Annotated in this window: 16 protein-coding genes; 11 read left to right on the top strand and 5 right to left on the bottom strand. The window is 50.1% G+C overall.

The window, feature by feature from the left end; translation table 11 throughout:
- The first annotated feature begins 53 nt into the window (after positions 1-53).
- A complete protein-coding gene (gene dld, locus OGY01_RS03700) occupies positions 54-1,793 on the top strand; it encodes a D-lactate dehydrogenase (RefSeq protein ID WP_045444972.1) in 1,740 nt (579 codons plus the stop codon).
- A 66-nt stretch (positions 1,794-1,859) separates the two neighbouring features.
- On the opposite strand, the gene pbpG is transcribed toward dld, so the two are convergent.
- Both pbpG and OGY01_RS03690 read right to left on the bottom strand, forming a co-directional pair.
- Positions 1,860-2,807, bottom strand: a complete 948-nt coding sequence (gene pbpG / locus OGY01_RS03695) for a D-alanyl-D-alanine endopeptidase (RefSeq protein ID WP_045444975.1) — start codon at positions 2,805-2,807, stop codon at positions 1,860-1,862.
- A gap of 179 nt (positions 2,808-2,986) precedes the next feature.
- Positions 2,987-3,574, bottom strand: coding sequence for a Yip1 family protein (locus tag OGY01_RS03690; RefSeq protein WP_045444978.1), 588 nt, complete (start codon positions 3,572-3,574; stop codon positions 2,987-2,989).
- A gap of 163 nt (positions 3,575-3,737) precedes the next feature.
- Here OGY01_RS03690 and OGY01_RS03685 point away from each other — a divergent pair, with 163 nt between their 5' ends.
- On the top strand, positions 3,738-4,307 hold the full coding sequence (locus OGY01_RS03685; RefSeq protein ID WP_045444981.1) for a DedA family protein: 570 nt from the start codon (positions 3,738-3,740) through the stop codon (positions 4,305-4,307).
- Between the two features lie 37 nt (positions 4,308-4,344).
- On the opposite strand, the gene mdtQ is transcribed toward OGY01_RS03685, so the two are convergent.
- A complete protein-coding gene (gene mdtQ, locus OGY01_RS03680; protein ID WP_286492445.1) occupies positions 4,345-5,784 on the bottom strand; it encodes a multidrug resistance outer membrane protein MdtQ in 1,440 nt (479 codons plus the stop codon).
- A 169-nt stretch (positions 5,785-5,953) separates the two neighbouring features.
- On the opposite strand from mdtQ, the gene OGY01_RS03675 reads away from it, so the two are divergent.
- Positions 5,954-6,688 (top strand): class I SAM-dependent methyltransferase, encoded by a 735-nt coding sequence (locus OGY01_RS03675; protein WP_286492443.1) that lies wholly within the window; start codon positions 5,954-5,956, stop codon positions 6,686-6,688.
- A 71-nt stretch (positions 6,689-6,759) separates the two neighbouring features.
- Entirely contained in the window at positions 6,760-6,843 is an 84-nt protein-coding gene (gene yohP, locus OGY01_RS03670) for a small membrane protein YohP (RefSeq protein ID WP_015572324.1), read from the top strand.
- 122 nt (positions 6,844-6,965) lie between these two features.
- On the opposite strand, the gene dusC is transcribed toward yohP, so the two are convergent.
- Positions 6,966-7,904: a tRNA dihydrouridine(16) synthase DusC gene (gene dusC / locus OGY01_RS03665; protein ID WP_045444989.1), complete on the bottom strand. Its 939-nt coding sequence runs from the start codon at positions 7,902-7,904 to the stop codon at positions 6,966-6,968.
- Positions 7,905-8,121: 217 nt separating this feature from the next.
- On the opposite strand from dusC, the gene OGY01_RS03660 reads away from it, so the two are divergent.
- The 7 genes from OGY01_RS03660 (at position 8,122) to preA (ending at position 14,053) form a co-directional block, all read left to right on the top strand.
- Positions 8,122-8,520 carry a CidA/LrgA family protein gene (locus tag OGY01_RS03660; RefSeq protein ID WP_045444991.1) on the top strand — a complete coding sequence of 133 codons (399 nt, stop codon included), beginning with the start codon at positions 8,122-8,124 and terminating at the stop codon, positions 8,518-8,520.
- The gene (locus OGY01_RS03655; protein WP_045444993.1) at positions 8,517-9,212 is read left to right on the top strand and encodes a CidB/LrgB family autolysis modulator; all 696 of its coding nucleotides are present in this window, start codon (positions 8,517-8,519) and stop codon (positions 9,210-9,212) included. The genes OGY01_RS03660 and OGY01_RS03655 overlap by 4 nt, the downstream gene beginning before the upstream one ends.
- Before the next feature lie 148 nt (positions 9,213-9,360).
- The gene (cdd, locus tag OGY01_RS03650) at positions 9,361-10,245 is read left to right on the top strand and encodes a cytidine deaminase (protein ID WP_048221050.1); all 885 of its coding nucleotides are present in this window, start codon (positions 9,361-9,363) and stop codon (positions 10,243-10,245) included.
- 130 nt (positions 10,246-10,375) lie between these two features.
- The gene (sanA, locus tag OGY01_RS03645; protein WP_045449709.1) at positions 10,376-11,095 is read left to right on the top strand and encodes an outer membrane permeability protein SanA; all 720 of its coding nucleotides are present in this window, start codon (positions 10,376-10,378) and stop codon (positions 11,093-11,095) included.
- Positions 11,096-11,097: 2 nt separating this feature from the next.
- Entirely contained in the window at positions 11,098-11,337 is a 240-nt protein-coding gene (locus tag OGY01_RS03640; protein ID WP_048221049.1) for a DUF2542 family protein, read from the top strand.
- A 245-nt stretch (positions 11,338-11,582) separates the two neighbouring features.
- On the top strand, positions 11,583-12,824 hold the full coding sequence (locus tag OGY01_RS03635; RefSeq protein WP_286492442.1) for an NAD(P)-dependent oxidoreductase: 1,242 nt from the start codon (positions 11,583-11,585) through the stop codon (positions 12,822-12,824).
- The gene (gene preA / locus OGY01_RS03630; RefSeq protein ID WP_200012777.1) at positions 12,818-14,053 is read left to right on the top strand and encodes an NAD-dependent dihydropyrimidine dehydrogenase subunit PreA; all 1,236 of its coding nucleotides are present in this window, start codon (positions 12,818-12,820) and stop codon (positions 14,051-14,053) included. The genes OGY01_RS03635 and preA overlap by 7 nt, the downstream gene beginning before the upstream one ends.
- A 59-nt stretch (positions 14,054-14,112) precedes the next feature.
- Here the strand turns inward: preA and mglC are convergent, their stop codons facing one another.
- Positions 14,113-15,123, bottom strand: coding sequence for a galactose/methyl galactoside ABC transporter permease MglC (gene mglC / locus OGY01_RS03625; RefSeq protein WP_003027393.1), 1,011 nt, complete (start codon positions 15,121-15,123; stop codon positions 14,113-14,115).
- Between the last annotated feature and the right edge of the window lie 2 nt (positions 15,124-15,125).

Raw genomic sequence — 15,125 nt, 5'->3', positions numbered from 1 at the left:
TACAAAGCGCTATGCTTGTTCCTGATATTGAGTCCCACCACAAGGAGTGGAGAATGTCTTCCATTACAACAACTGAAAATAAAGCTTTTCTGAATGAACTAACCCGCCTGGTGGGTCATTCTCACCTGCTCACCGAACCTGCTAAAACCGCCCGCTATCGCAAGGGCTTTCGCTCCGGTCAGGGCGACGCATTAGCCGTTGTCTTTCCGGGTACGTTATTAGAACTGTGGCGTGTCCTGAACGCCTGCGTCAACGCCGACAAAATTATTCTGATGCAGGCCGCCAATACCGGTCTGACAGAAGGCTCTACGCCGAGTGGTAATGACTACGATCGCGACATTGTCATTATCAGTACCCTGCGCCTCGACAAGCTACACGTCATTGGCAAAGGCGAGCAGGTGCTGGCCTATCCGGGCACCACGCTTTACTCGCTGGAAAAAGCGCTTAAGCCTTTTGGTCGTGAACCGCATTCGGTTATCGGTTCTTCGTGCATTGGCGCATCTGTTATTGGCGGCATCTGCAACAATTCCGGCGGCTCGCTGGTGCAGCGTGGTCCGGCATACACTGAAATGTCGCTGTTTGCACGCATTGATGAGCAGGGAAAATTACAGCTGGTAAACCATCTGGGTATCGAACTGGGCCAGACACCGGAACAAATCCTCAGCAACCTTGATGATGAACGCATCAAAGATAACGATGTACGTCATGATGGCCGTCATGCACACGATCATGATTACGTCACTCGCGTCAGAGATATTGAGGCCGATACCCCGGCACGTTATAACGCAGATCCGGATCGTCTGTTTGAATCATCCGGCTGTGCGGGAAAACTGGCGGTATTCGCCGTGCGTCTGGATACGTTCGAGGCCGAGAAAAATCAGCAGGTCTTTTATATCGGCACCAATCAGCCAGAAGTGCTGACAGAAATCCGCCGCCATATTCTGGCAAAGTTTGAGCATCTGCCGGTCGCGGGTGAATATATGCACCGCGATATTTACGACATCGCAGAGAAGTACGGCAAAGATACGTTCCTGATGATCGACAAGCTCGGCACCGATAAAATGCCGTTCTTCTTTACTCTGAAGGGCCGTACCGATGCGATGCTGGAAAAAGTGAAAATTTTCCGCCCGCACTTCACCGACCGGGCGATGCAGAAGTTTGGCCATTTATTCCCCAGCCATTTACCGGCAAGAATGAAAAGCTGGCGCGATAAGTACGAACACCACCTGTTGCTTAAAATGGCAGGTGGCGGTGTAGCAGAAGCGCAAAACTGGTTGACCGAGTTTTTCAAAACCGCCGAAGGTGACTTCTTTGCCTGTACACCGGAAGAAGGCAGCAAAGCCTTTCTGCATCGCTTCGCGGCGGCTGGCGCGGCAATCCGCTACCAGGCCGTTCATGCGGATGAGGTGGAAGATATTCTGGCGCTGGATATTGCATTGCGCCGTAATGACACCGAATGGTACGAACATCTGCCGGCAGAAATTGACAGTAAGCTGGTACACAAACTCTATTATGGTCACTTTATGTGCTACGTCTTCCACCAGGATTACATTGTGAAGAAAGGCGTGGATGCTCATGCGTTGAAAGAGCAAATGCTTGAATTACTGCATGCGCGCGGGGCGCAGTACCCAGCAGAACATAATGTGGGACATTTGTACAAAGCACCGGAAACACTGGCTCGTTTTTACCGCGAAAACGACCCTACCAACAGCATGAATCCGGGTATCGGTAAGACAAGTAAGCAGAAGTTCTGGAAAGAAAACGTTTCGGACGAAACAAAACTTTCTGATTGATTTTTCTGTAAAAAGGCCTGACAGCGTTATGCTATCAGGCCTCTTTTTATTACCATCCCACGCTATTTAATCGTTCTGCGCAGTTTGCTCGCCCGTTGCCGAACCAGTTGCCGCCATCTGTGCGGCTTTCTGTTTTTTATAGCTCAGCGCCGCCGCCGGAACCGGCATCACTTTACCGGTCTCGATCCAGGTACGTAAGCGGCTGGCATCGGCAAAGTGGGTATATTTACCGAAGGCATCCATCACCACCAGCGCAACCGGTTTGTTATTGATAACCGTACGCATCACCAGACAGTGGCCTGCAGCATTGGTAAAACCTGTTTTGGTTAACTGAATATTCCAGTTATCGCGATAAACCAGATGGTTAGTGTTGCGGAACGGCAACGTATAAGCCGGATTAGCAAAGGTCGCCATGTCTTCACGCGTCGTACTTAGCTGACCAATCAGCGGATATTGTTTGCTGGCAATCAGTAGTTTAGTTAAGTCACGGGCGGTCGAAACGTTGTGAATGGATAACCCTGTAGGCTCCACAAAACGTGTCTGGGTCATACCCAGCGCTTTTGCTTTAGCGTTCATCGCTTTGATAAATGCGTTATACCCGCCAGGGTAATGATGCGCCAGGCTTGCCGCCGCACGGTTTTCTGATGACATCAGCGCCAGCAGCAGCATGTTTTTACGGCTGATTTCACTGTTCAAGCGCACGCGGGAATAGATACCTTTCATTTCCGGCGTCTGGCTGATATCAACTTTTAGCTTTTCATCCAGCGGCAGTCGTGCATCAAGCACCACCATCGCCGTCATTAATTTGGTAATCGACGCAATCGGACGCACAAGATCCGGGTGGTTCGAATAGATCACTTTGTTGGTATTCAGATCGACAATCATCGCACTACCAGACGCAATCTCAGGTTGAGAGGCGCTCGCGGTAGTCGCCGTTTTCGCCACGGCTTGAGGTGCAAAAGGAACGGCCAGCACCAGGGCAAGACTTAATAATGAAACTCGGAATTTCAGCATGATGAGATTTCTGATAATGGTTCACGCACGTCACAACGCACACCGCCAGAAGTAAGGGTTACCTCTGGCTAGCTCAGGCATCATAACGACCCGACAGCGTCACCGCTACTGGATAATCATCTCGAAATGCTGCGTTGCTGGCTTTTACAGCAGCAACGCAGCGTAGACAGGTTTGAACGTCAGAATAACCGATAGCCGTAACCCCACAGGACCACCGTAATCGCCAGCAGAACTTCCAGCACCAGCACACCAATCGCCAGTGTCGAACTGGAAAAACTTAGACCTTCCTCTTTGCTGATATTCAGGAATGTTGGAATGCCGAGATACAGTAAATATCCGGTGTAAAACAGCGCGATAGTCCCAATTAAGGCGCACAACCAGACCAACGGATAAAGCGCTACAAGCCCGCTTAAAAACAGCGGCGTGGCAACATATCCGGCAAAGACCATACAGTGCGCCAGCGATGGACGCTGCGGATAATTGCGCGCCATCCACCAGATCACCCGGCCCATAACGGCCACGCCCGCCAGCATCACACCGTAGAACAGAATTGCCATCGCAAATCCGGTAAACAGGGATAGTTGCAGTATGTTTCCGTCGCCAAAATTCCAGCCGATCTGTGTCGTACCAATAAAGGCACAAATAACCGGGATTGCCGCCATCAGCAGTACATGGTGAGTATAGTGATGCGAAACACTTTCGTTTTCGCTGTTGATCACGTGCATTTCACGATCGGGATGGGAAAACAGCCCCCAGACATGGTTCATACCGCCCCCTTCTTGTCAGCTCCGGACCTCAACACTTCAAGTATAATTCACCTTTTGATTATTTTATGTACACAACAAAAATACCGATGCGCTACGCTGAGGCTTTTCCGGCATCAACAATTTATAGGGTGTATGCTAAGAGTTGTGGAGGTCATACAGACGTATGGATATAAACAGTCTTATTGCGCAGTACGGCTATGCGGCGCTAACTATTGGCAGCCTGGCCGAAGGTGAAACAATTACCCTGTTAGGTGGCGTTGCAGCACATCAGGGATTGCTCAAATTTCCACTGGTTGTCATCTCCGTCGCGCTGGGTGGGATGATAGGCGATCAGTTACTTTATTTACTTGGACGGCGTTATGGCGGCAAAATTTTACGTCGTTTCTCGCGTCATCAGGCAAAAATTCATTACGCACAGAAAATGATCCAACGACGTCCCTACCTCTTTGTGGTCGGGACACGTTTTATGTACGGATTCCGCGTCATTGGTCCCCTGCTGATTGGCGCCAGCCACCTGCCACCAAAAATCTTTTTACCGTTGAATATTCTGGGAGCGCTCGTCTGGGCACTGCTGTTCACTTCGCTCGGTTACGTGGGTGGTGAAGTGATTGCCCCGTGGCTGCACAGCCTCGACCAGCATATTAAACACGGAATATGGCTGGTTCTGGTTGTCGGCCTGGTGGTGGCTGCCCGTTGGTGGATGAAGCAGCGAAATAAACAAAAAACGCAATGAAACTGGCCCGACAACAAATATCTGCCGGGCCGGAAAGTCAGGAGGCGTGGTATCCGCCACCCAGGGCGCTGGTTAACTGAATAGAAGCATCCAGCCACTGACCTTGTAAAATCAGAGCGTTACACTGCTCACGTAATGCCGGAATTTTTGCCTCGCTGACGCGGGACCCCGCAATGATACCGGCATTAAACCGTGCCTGGGCGAGTCCCACTATACGCTGCGCGTCATGTTCAATCTGCTGCTGATGCTGATTCTTCTGCGCCAATGTTTCCACCTGCGTTGCCGCACGTGCCACATCATTCACCGCGTCCACTACGGCTTTGTTGTAACTGGCAACCGTCAGATTGCTTTGCGCGGTGGTCATATCGAGATTTGCATTCAGTCTGCCACTATCAAAGACAGGCAACGTCAGCCCGGCAGACACCCCCATTTGTTGCGCGGAATGACGGAACAGATCGCTCAGATGTAACGCGTCCTGCTGTAAAAATGCCATCAGGTTAACGTCGGGATAAAACGCAGCTTTCGCCGCATCAATACTGCTCATCGACGATTCAATATACCAGTGTGCAGCCTGTAAATCAGGGCGGCGAGCCAGTAGTGAGTAACCTAACCGGGACGGCAACCGACTTTCCACCACCGGCATAGTCGCGGCATTAAGCTTCAGGGAGGTGGATTGTGTATTGGTCAGGGCGAGCAGTCGCGCCTCGATCACCTTCATTTTTCCACTGACATCGTTCAGTTGCTGCTCTGTTTTGCTGGAATCGATATCGGTTTCCACCCCCTCCACCGAAGAGGTAATACCGTTTTGATACAGTTGGCGATCCGCTGTGATGACATTCTGTTGCTCATTTTTAATCTGCGTTAGCACGGTTTTCAGCGCCGCCTGTGTCTGCCACTCCCAGTACAGACGAGACACACTGCTTGCCAGCAGTTGTCGGGTTTGCTCACGCTCGGCCTCACGCGCTTTAACCTCACCAATGCGCGCCGCGACTTCTGCCCGGTTTTTGCCCCATAGATCCAGGTCCCAGCCAGCGGTTAAACCAAATGTTCCATTGGTGTACCACGGCCCCGTAGTACCAGCCGCGGGATCGGTAATGGCAAACGGTCCCATCACACCTTCGGCGGACATTTTCTGACGCTCAACGCCTGCGGAAAAATCAATCTGCGGTCCATCCTGCGCTTCTATGGCCTGAGCCTGCGCTTCCGCCAGCTGAATACGCTGCTCCGCCACTTGCATATCAGGAGAGTTCTGTAACGTACTGTCAATCAACGCATTAAGCTGTGGATCGTGATACGCCTTCCACCACTGGCTATCTGGCCAACCGTTTTTCAATGCCGCTGGTAATGTGGAATCAACGTTTGCAGAGGGGGTCTGCTGTGACAGTAGCTGGCGGTTATCGTGCATAGGGGCGCAGCCCGCCATCAGAATAAAAAGCGGCAAACATGCCGTAGCGACAAGAACAGAATTACGATTCATGGAGGTACGCAGATAAGAAAAGAGGTGCAGAGATTACGACTTGTCGCACTCGCTTTTTTAGTTACGCGTGGCAATACATCTTTGGAAATTAAAATATATAATCAGAAAAATATATACCAGTTAAATATTATGGATAATATTATTCTAATAATTTATGAATGGAGCCGATATGTCACAAAATATCTATGATGATCCTGAGTTCTTTGCCGGATATGCCACACTGGATCGTTCAGTAAAGGGGCTCGACGGTGCACCAGAATGGCCAACAATACAAACGCTGCTTCCTCCGCTACAGGGTAAAAATATTCTTGATTTAGGCTGCGGATATGGCTGGTTTTGCCGCTACGCGAGAAATAATCACGCTGCAAGCGTTGTGGGTCTGGATATTTCAGAGAAGATGTTAGCCAAGGCGCGCAGTATGACCCATGGCGATGGGATCGTGTACCAGCGCGAAGATCTTGAAACACTCACGCTCTCGCCGGGTTCATTTGATCTGGTCTATAGCTCACTCGCCCTGCACTATTTGCAGAATATTGAACGATTACTGACAACGATTTATCAGTCACTAACACCGCGCGGAATGCTGGTATTTTCTGCCGAGCACCCTATTTATACCGCACCACTGACCCAGGGCTGGATCAAAGATAAAACCGGGCAACAATCCTGGCCGGTTAATCACTATCAGCAGGAAGGCGAACGCATCAGTAACTGGTTCGCCGAAGGCGTCAAAAAACAACACCGTAAACTGGCCACGTGGATTAATGCGCTGATTGCCGCCGGTTTTCAGATCATAAGCCTTAATGAATGGGGTCCGTCTGCTGAACAGATTGCCGCTAACCCGGCGCTGGATGAAGAGAAAGAGCGTCCAATGATATTTCTTCTCAGCGCACGTAAGCCGGAGTAATGAAACCGCCAGGCAGAATTGCTGATGCTTTCCTATACTCAACCTGAACTTACCAAAAATAAGGAAAGTTAATGAAAATTCTGCTGTGGGTTATTTTAATTATTTTTCTGATTGGGCTGTTGGTGGTGACGGGTGTGTTTAAGATGATTTTCTGATGTCGATTCCGGATCCAACACGCCTGATAAGCGAATTGCCATCAGGCAATATCTCAACTCTGATGCCGGATGGTGGCATAACCGCCATATCCGGCTTACTAAACAGAGGTATCAGCGCTCAGTTAACACTCAATGGCCTGAATCGCACGCGCGATATCCGGTGAATTATTTAATGCGCGAATTTCCTGAAACAGCGTTGTCGCCTCTGAATACTCTTTACGTAAATATCCCAGCCACTGTTTGATACGCGCCACGTGGTATAGACCGGTATCGCCCTGTTTTTCCAGCCGGGTATATTTTTTCAGCAACGTCACCACATCAGGCCACGGCATACGCGGTTCGTTGTATTTCACCACACGACTAAGATTAGGGATGTTGAGTGCACCACGTCCTATCATCACGGCGTCACATCCGGTAATAGCCATGCAATCCTGGGCACTCTGCCAGTCCCAGATTTCTCCATTAGCGATAACCGGGATAGTGAGACGTTTGCGAATTTCACCAATAGCCTGCCAGTTAATGTGCTCAGCCTTGTAGCCCTGCTCTTTGGTTCGGCCATGAACCGCCAGCTCGCTGGCACCTGCCTGCTGAACGGCATCGGCAATTTCAAACTGTCTGTCGCTGCTGTCCCAGCCGAGGCGTACTTTTACCGTCACCGGCAAATGGTCCGGAACGGCCTCGCGCATCGCTTTTGCCCCCCGGTAGATAAGCTCCGGATCCTTTAATAACGTTGCGCCGCCGCCACTGCCGTTAACCAGTTTCGACGGGCAGCCACAGTTCAGATCGACACCAAACGAGCCCAGTTCAACCGCGCGGGCCGCATTCTCCGCCAGCCACTGCGGATACTGCCCCAGCAGTTGTATGCGCACCCGTGTGCCGGATGTCGTACGGCTGGCGTTGAGCAACTCAGGACAAATGCGATGGAACACTTTTACCGGCAGGAGTTGATCCACCACCCGGACAAATTCGGTGATACAGAGATCATAGTCATTGACTTCAGTCAGCAACTCGCGAACCAGTGAGTCGAGCACACCTTCCATCGGCGCCAGTAAAACACGCATATTGTTACCCGCAAAAAAGAGAGGCGCTATGGTAACTTCTCTGAGATAGGGTTTAAAGCACAGAGAAGCTGTTACTTACCGCTATTCTGTATTCAGCGCAGAGTTTAGCCGATGTTCCCGTTATCTATTTCCACTATGCTTAGAATTCATGATGTGATCGGTAGCACGTTTTAAAGTTTAATTGTATGATGAATCAGTCTCGTCAAGGGTTTCTACTATGAGCAAGTCACTGAATATTATCTGGCAATATATACGCGCTTTCGTACTGATTTATGCCTGCCTCTATGCAGGTATTTTTCTTGCTTCCCTGCTCCCCATAACTATTCCGGGCAGCATTATCGGCATGCTAATCCTGTTTGTCCTGCTGGCGCTGCAAATCTTGCCTGCGAAATGGGTTAATCCGGGTTGCTATGTCCTGATTCGCTATATGGCCCTTCTGTTTGTCCCAATTGGTGTAGGGATCATGCAGTACTTTGACTTGCTCCGTGCGCAATTTGGTCCGGTGGTGGTGTCCTGCACCATTAGTACACTGGTCGTTTTCCTGGTAGTGAGCTGGAGCTCGCATCTTGTGCACGGTGAACGAAAAATCGTTGGGCAGAAAGGATCTAAAGAATGATGTCGTATATCTGGTGGTCGTTACCCCTAACGCTGGCGGTATTTTTTGCCGCTCGTAAGCTGGCTATGCGGATCAAAATGCCGCTGCTGAATCCACTGCTCGTCGCCATGGTGGTCATTATTCCCTTTCTGATCCTGACCGGTATTCCCTACGATCACTATTTTAAAGGCAGCGAGGTTCTCAACGATTTACTGCAGCCTGCGGTGGTCGCGCTGGCCTATCCGCTGTATGAGCAATTGCACCAAATCCGCGCCCGCTGGAAGTCCATTATTGCTATCTGTTTCGCAGGCAGCGTAGTGGCGATGGTTACCGGCACATCTATTGCTTTGCTACTGGGGGCTTCACCGGAAATTGCCGCGTCTATCATGCCTAAATCAGTGACAACACCTATCGCCATGGCGGTAGGAGGAAGTATCGGCGGCATCCCGGCAATCAGCGCTGTCTGCGTTATTTTTGTCGGCATCCTCGGTGCCGTATTTGGCCATACTCTGCTGAATGCAATGCGGATTCGCACCAAGGCTGCACGTGGGCTGGCAATGGGTACTGCCTCGCACGCCCTGGGCACCGCACGCTGTGCTGAGCTTGACTACCAGGAAGGCGCATTTAGTTCTCTGGCGCTGGTCATTTGCGGGATAATCACTTCACTGGTGGCTCCGTTCCTGTTCCCGGTTATTCTGGCACTGTTCGGCTAATCCTGATTTTTAGGTCATTTATTTGCGATGCGTTGCACATTTTTAATTTAAGTTTCATAAGTTGCATACATAATGAGATATGAATCACATATAAAGGCGTAACAGGCCCGTAAACTACGATTCCATTACATTGTTATGAGGCATCGCCATGCATCCACGTTTTCAAACTTCTTTTGCCCAACTCGCGGATAACTTGCAATCAGCCCTGGCTCCCCTTCTGGCGGATGTTCATTTCCCCGCCATGTTAACTGCTGAGCAGGTCTCTGTGCTTAAACGCGAATCGGGACTGGACGAAGACGCGCTGGCATTCGCTCTGCTGCCGCTGGCTGCTGCCTGCGCTCGTACCGATCTCTCCCATTTTAACGTTGGCGCAATTGCGCGTGGTATCAGTGGTACCTGGTATTTCGGTGGGAATATGGAGTTCCTTGGCGCGACGATGCAGCAAACTGTTCATGCCGAGCAAAGCGCCATCAGTCACGCCTGGTTACGCGGTGAAAAGGGACTCGCCGCCATCACCGTAAACTACACCCCTTGCGGTCACTGCCGTCAGTTTATGAATGAACTGAACAGCGGGCTGGATTTACGCATTCACCTGCCAGGACGTGAGCCGCACGCCCTGCGCGACTATTTGCCGGATGCTTTCGGCCCGAAAGATTTAGACATCAAAACTTTGCTGATGGATGAGCAGGATCACGGCTTCGCGCTGGAAGGCGATACGCTGACCCAGGCGGCGATTACCGCCGCTAATCATTGTCATATGCCATACAGTCACTCCCCGAGCGGTGTTGCGCTTGAGTGCAAAGATGGTCAAATCTTCAGTGGCAGCTATGCTGAAAACGCCGCCTTCAACCCAACTCTGCCTCCGCTGCAGGGCGCATTAAACCTGTTGAACCTCAACGGCTATGATTACCCGGACATTCAACGCGCGGTGCTGGCAGAAAAAGCCGATGCGCCATTAATCCAGTGGGATGCCACTTCCGCTACCCTGAAAGCATTGGGATGCAATAACATCAGTCGCGTACTGCTGGGTTAATTTCCTGATGGCTCGACGCTTATCACGGCTGGATTGTTGAAAATCCCCTCAATCAGGTTGCTGTTTCTTGCGCTACGCCGTCGGGTACAGTAGCCTGATTGAAATTCCATCCAATTATCGAGTTTTCCGCATGTTAAAGCGCGTGTTTTACAGCTTGTTAGTCCTGATCGGCTTGCTGCTGTTAACTGTGCTTGGTCTCGACAGATGGATGAGCTGGAAGACAGCACCTTACATCTACGACGAATTGCAGGATTTACCCTATCGCCAGGTCGGCGTGGTATTAGGCACAGCGAAATACTACCGTACCGGCGTCATTAACCAGTATTACCGCTACCGCATTCAGGGCGCATTAAACGCTTATAACAGCGGTAAGGTGAATTACCTGCTACTCAGTGGCGATAACGCACAGCAAAGTTATAACGAACCGATGACGATGCGTAAAGATCTGATTGCCGCAGGCGTCGATCCTGCCGACATCGTGCTCGATTATGCCGGATTCCGCACGCTCGACTCCATTGTGCGGACCCGCAAAGTGTTTGATACCAATGATTTCATCATCATTACCCAGCGATTCCACTGTGAACGCGCCTTGTTTATTGCACTTCATATGGGCATTCAAGCCCAGTGCTACGCGGTGCCTTCACCTAAAGATATGCTGACCGTACGGGTACGTGAATTCGGCGCCCGTTTTGGGGCGCTGGCCGATCTCTATCTCTTTAAGCGCGAGCCTCGTTTTTTAGGCCCGCTGGTGCCGATCCCGACAATGCATCAGGTACCGGATGATGCTCAGGGTTATCCGGCGGTAACGCCAGAACAGTTACTTGAATTACAAAAGAAACAAGGAAAATAAGCATGGATGTGCAAACACTCTTCGTCGTTTTGGCCTTTCTTCTCATCCCTGTGTTTTGCTTTCGTGAAGCATGGAAAGGCTGGCGCTCTGGGGCCGTTGATAAAATAAAGAAGAACGCACGTGAACCGGTATATGCCTACCGCAATGAAGATCCACTGCAATTCTGGTGTTATGTTCTTGTTTATGCCGGGTGCGGATGCTTATCTTTTGGGATGGTTATTTATTTAGTCTTTTATCGATAAGGACATTTATGTAATATTAGTGTTTGAGAATAACTAATATTATGAGAACAATTGTTATTTCAACATAAGGGATAAATGCTGTCCACCAGCATTTCCCTGACACTGTCCTCTATTTGTGAATCCTTTCACAGAATACTCTTCCTGCAGTGCTAGCCTTGAGAATAGCCTTAGAAATTATTTTTTCTAATTTTATATTTTGTTATTAACGGTTCGCCTTAATTTACTCAAGCATTAAGGAAGAAAATATGCCACAACAAAATTATCTGGATGAGCTGACGCCTGCTTTTACGCCATTATTAGCAATAAAAGAGGCCTCCCGCTGTTTATTATGTCACGATGCCCCCTGTAGCCAGGATTGTCCGGCGCAAACCGATCCCGGGAAATTTATTCGCTCTATTTATTTTCGCAATTTTAAAGGCGCAGCCGAAACGATCCGTGAAAATAATGCGCTCGGAGCCGTATGCGCCCGGGTATGTCCAACCGAAAAATTATGTCAACGCGGGTGTACGCGTTCAGGAATTGATAAACCTATCGATATCGCACGTCTGCAACGTTTTATTACCGATTTTGAACAGCAGACGGCAATGAAAATTTATCAACCCGGAACGAAAACGCTGGGCAAGATTGCCATTATCGGCGCAGGCCCGGCAGGGTTGCAGGCCAGTGTAACCTTGAGCAATCTGGGTTACGACGTGACAATTTACGAAAAACAGCCTCAGCCAGGCGGCTGGCTGCGCTATGGCATTCCTGAGTTTCGGCTGCCGCAATCTGTTCTGGATGTCGAGATTGCTCGTATCGTTGAAATGGGCGTCACCATTAAATGCCATTGTGAAGTCGGCAACGCCCTCTCCGTTGAGCAACTTAAAGCGGAAAATCGCGCTGTGCTGCTTACCGTAGGCATGTCCTACGGCTCGACCCTGCCATTGTTTAACAATGCAAATAATGTCGAGATTGCCGTCGATTTCCTGCAACGTGCCCGCCAGTCCGGCGGCGATATTGCCGTACCGCAAAGTGCGTTGATCATCGGTGGCGGCGATGTGGCAATGGATGTCGCCAGTACGTTAAAACTCCTTGGCTGTCCGTCAGTCACCTGTGTCGCACGTGAAGAACTCGCTGAATTCCCCGCCAGCGACAAAGAGTTCACCAGTACGCAAGCGTTAGACGTATCGATCATTGACGGCTTCACACCCGTAGAGGTTACCGGGAATAGAGTCAGCTTTCAGCATGTTCGTCAGCCAGGAGAACTCACGTTTGAAGCCGAAAAGATTATTCTCGCCGTTGGCCAACACGCTCAACTTGATGGTTTCGCGGCGTTAAAGCCAGAGCGTAATCTTATCGATACGCAAAATTATCAAACCGCCGATCCGGTTCTGTTTGCCGCGGGCGATATCGTTAAAGGCGATAAAACCGTCGTCTATGCCGTGAAAACCGGGAAAGAAGCCGCTCAGGCTATTCATCACTATTTAGAGGGAGCTTGCTCATGTTAACAAAAGATCTTTCTATTACTTTTTGCGGCGTAAAATTTCCCAACCCGTTTTGCCTCTCTTCTTCTCCGGTGGGTAACTGTTATGAGATGTGCGCCAAAGCCTACGATACCGGCTGGGGCGGAATTGTTTTTAAAACAATTGGTTTCTTTATCGCCAATGAAGTCTCCCCACGCTTTGACCATCTGACCAAAGAAGATACTGGCTTCATTGGCTTCAAAAATATGGAGCAAATTGCTGAACACCCACTGGAAGAGAATCTGGCCGCCATTCGTAGGCTGAAGCAAAATTACCCGGATAAAGTGCTAATCGCATCGATCATGGGGGAAAATGAGCAGCAATGGCAGGAGCTGGCACACCTGGTCGAAGAAGCGGGTGCGGATATGATCGAGTGCAACTTCTCGTGTCCGCAGATGACATCTCATGCGATGGGCAGCGATGTGGGACAAAGCCCGGAGCTGGTCGAGAAATATTGTCGGGCAGTTAAACGCGGTTCTTCACTGCCAATGTTAGCCAAAATGACACCCAATATTGGCGATATGTGTGAAGTGGCTCTGGCGGCTAAACGCGGAGGTGCCGACGGTATTGCCACCATCAATACCGTAAAATCTATCACCAATATCGACCTGAACCGGAAAATCGGCATGCCAGTAGTCAACGGCAAATCCAGTATTTCCGGCTACTCCGGCAAGGCAGTAAAACCCATCGCCCTACGTTTTATACAACAACTGCGTACCCACCCTGAACTACAAGATTTTCCGATTAGCGGCATTGGTGGCATTGAAACCTGGGAAGATGCTGCTGAATTCTTGCTCCTGGGTGCCGCTACGCTGCAGGTCACTACCGGGATCATGCAGTATGGCTATCGGATTGTGGAGGATATGACCAGCGGGCTGTCGCACTATCTTGCCGATCAGGGCTTTGATTCGCTGGAGGATATGGTTGGCCTTGCCAATACCAATATCATTCCCGCCGAGGATCTTGACCGCAGTTATATTGTCTACCCACATATCAACCTCGATAAATGCGTTGGCTGCGGGCGCTGCTACATCTCCTGCTATGACGGTGGACATCAGGCGATGGAATGGAATGAAGAAACCCGTACACCACACTGCAACACCGAAAAATGCGTGGGTTGTCTGCTGTGCGGTCACGTCTGCCCGGTAGCCTGTATCGATTTAGGGGAGGTAAAATTTAAAGCCGGTGAGAAAGAACATGCGCTAACGCTGTAACACGAAGAACATAAAAGCCCGGGGCAGAGAAATCTGCCCCGGGCTTTTGCATAGTTACGTTACTTCTTACGTGCGTATTTCAGTGAGTCCAGCGCCACCGCGAAGATGATAATGCCGCCCTTAATAATGTACTGCCAGTAAGGGTTCACGCCGATATAGGTCAGACCGTAGTTGATAACGGTGAAGATAATAACACCGGTCACAACACCAAATACGGTACCGACACCACCACTGAACGACACGCCGCCGACCACGCACGCCGCAATCGCATCCAGCTCATACATAAAGCCGAGGTTGTTGGTCGCAGAGCCGATACGTCCGGCTTCCAGTAAGCCACCGAAAGCATAGAACACGCCAGACAGCGCATAGATAATCAGCAGGTTCAGCGCGACGTTAACGCCAGATACTTTCGCCGCTTCGGGGTTACCGCCGATAGCGAAAATGTTTTTACCAAAGCGGGTCTTGTTCCAGAGTACCCAAACAAAGGCCACTGCAATCAATGCGTAGAAAGTGATATAGGAGAGTCGGAAACTACCCAGCGCAATAAAGCCCTGCGCAAAGGTGGAGAATCCGCTGTCAAAGCCAGAAATTGGCGAGGCCCCGACAAAGTCGTAATACAGTGAGTTGATACCGTAAACGATGATCATCGTACCGAGAGTGGTAATAAACGGGGTCACATTCAGGTACGCAATGATGATACCGTTCACCAGACCAATAATGGCACCGATAACACAGACAATCAGCACCACCACAATGATCGGCATGGTGGCCATTTCCGGGAACACCTTATTGGCATTCTCCATCGACTGCAGCAAGGTAGCAGCGACCACCGCAGCCAGACCAACCTGACGACCTGCAGACAGGTCTGTCCCCTGGGTGACAATCAGTCCGGCAACACCCAGTGCGATAATAATACGCACCGAGGATTGCGTCAGAATATTACTCAAGTTCAGCAAACTTAAGAAAGTAGGGTCCTGGAAAATAATAATCGCCAGCAAAACTAAAAGAACAACGTAAATTCCGCCTTCTTTCAGGTAAGTAAGAAAACTTTTCTTATTTAACGCACTCATGA

It is taken from the genome of Citrobacter sp. Cm038, assembly GCF_030333105.1.
GTDB classification, from domain to species: domain Bacteria; phylum Pseudomonadota; class Gammaproteobacteria; order Enterobacterales; family Enterobacteriaceae; genus Citrobacter; species Citrobacter murliniae.
Note: the sequence above shows the minus strand (reverse complement) of the source record. Positions and strands in the feature narration are given on the sequence as shown.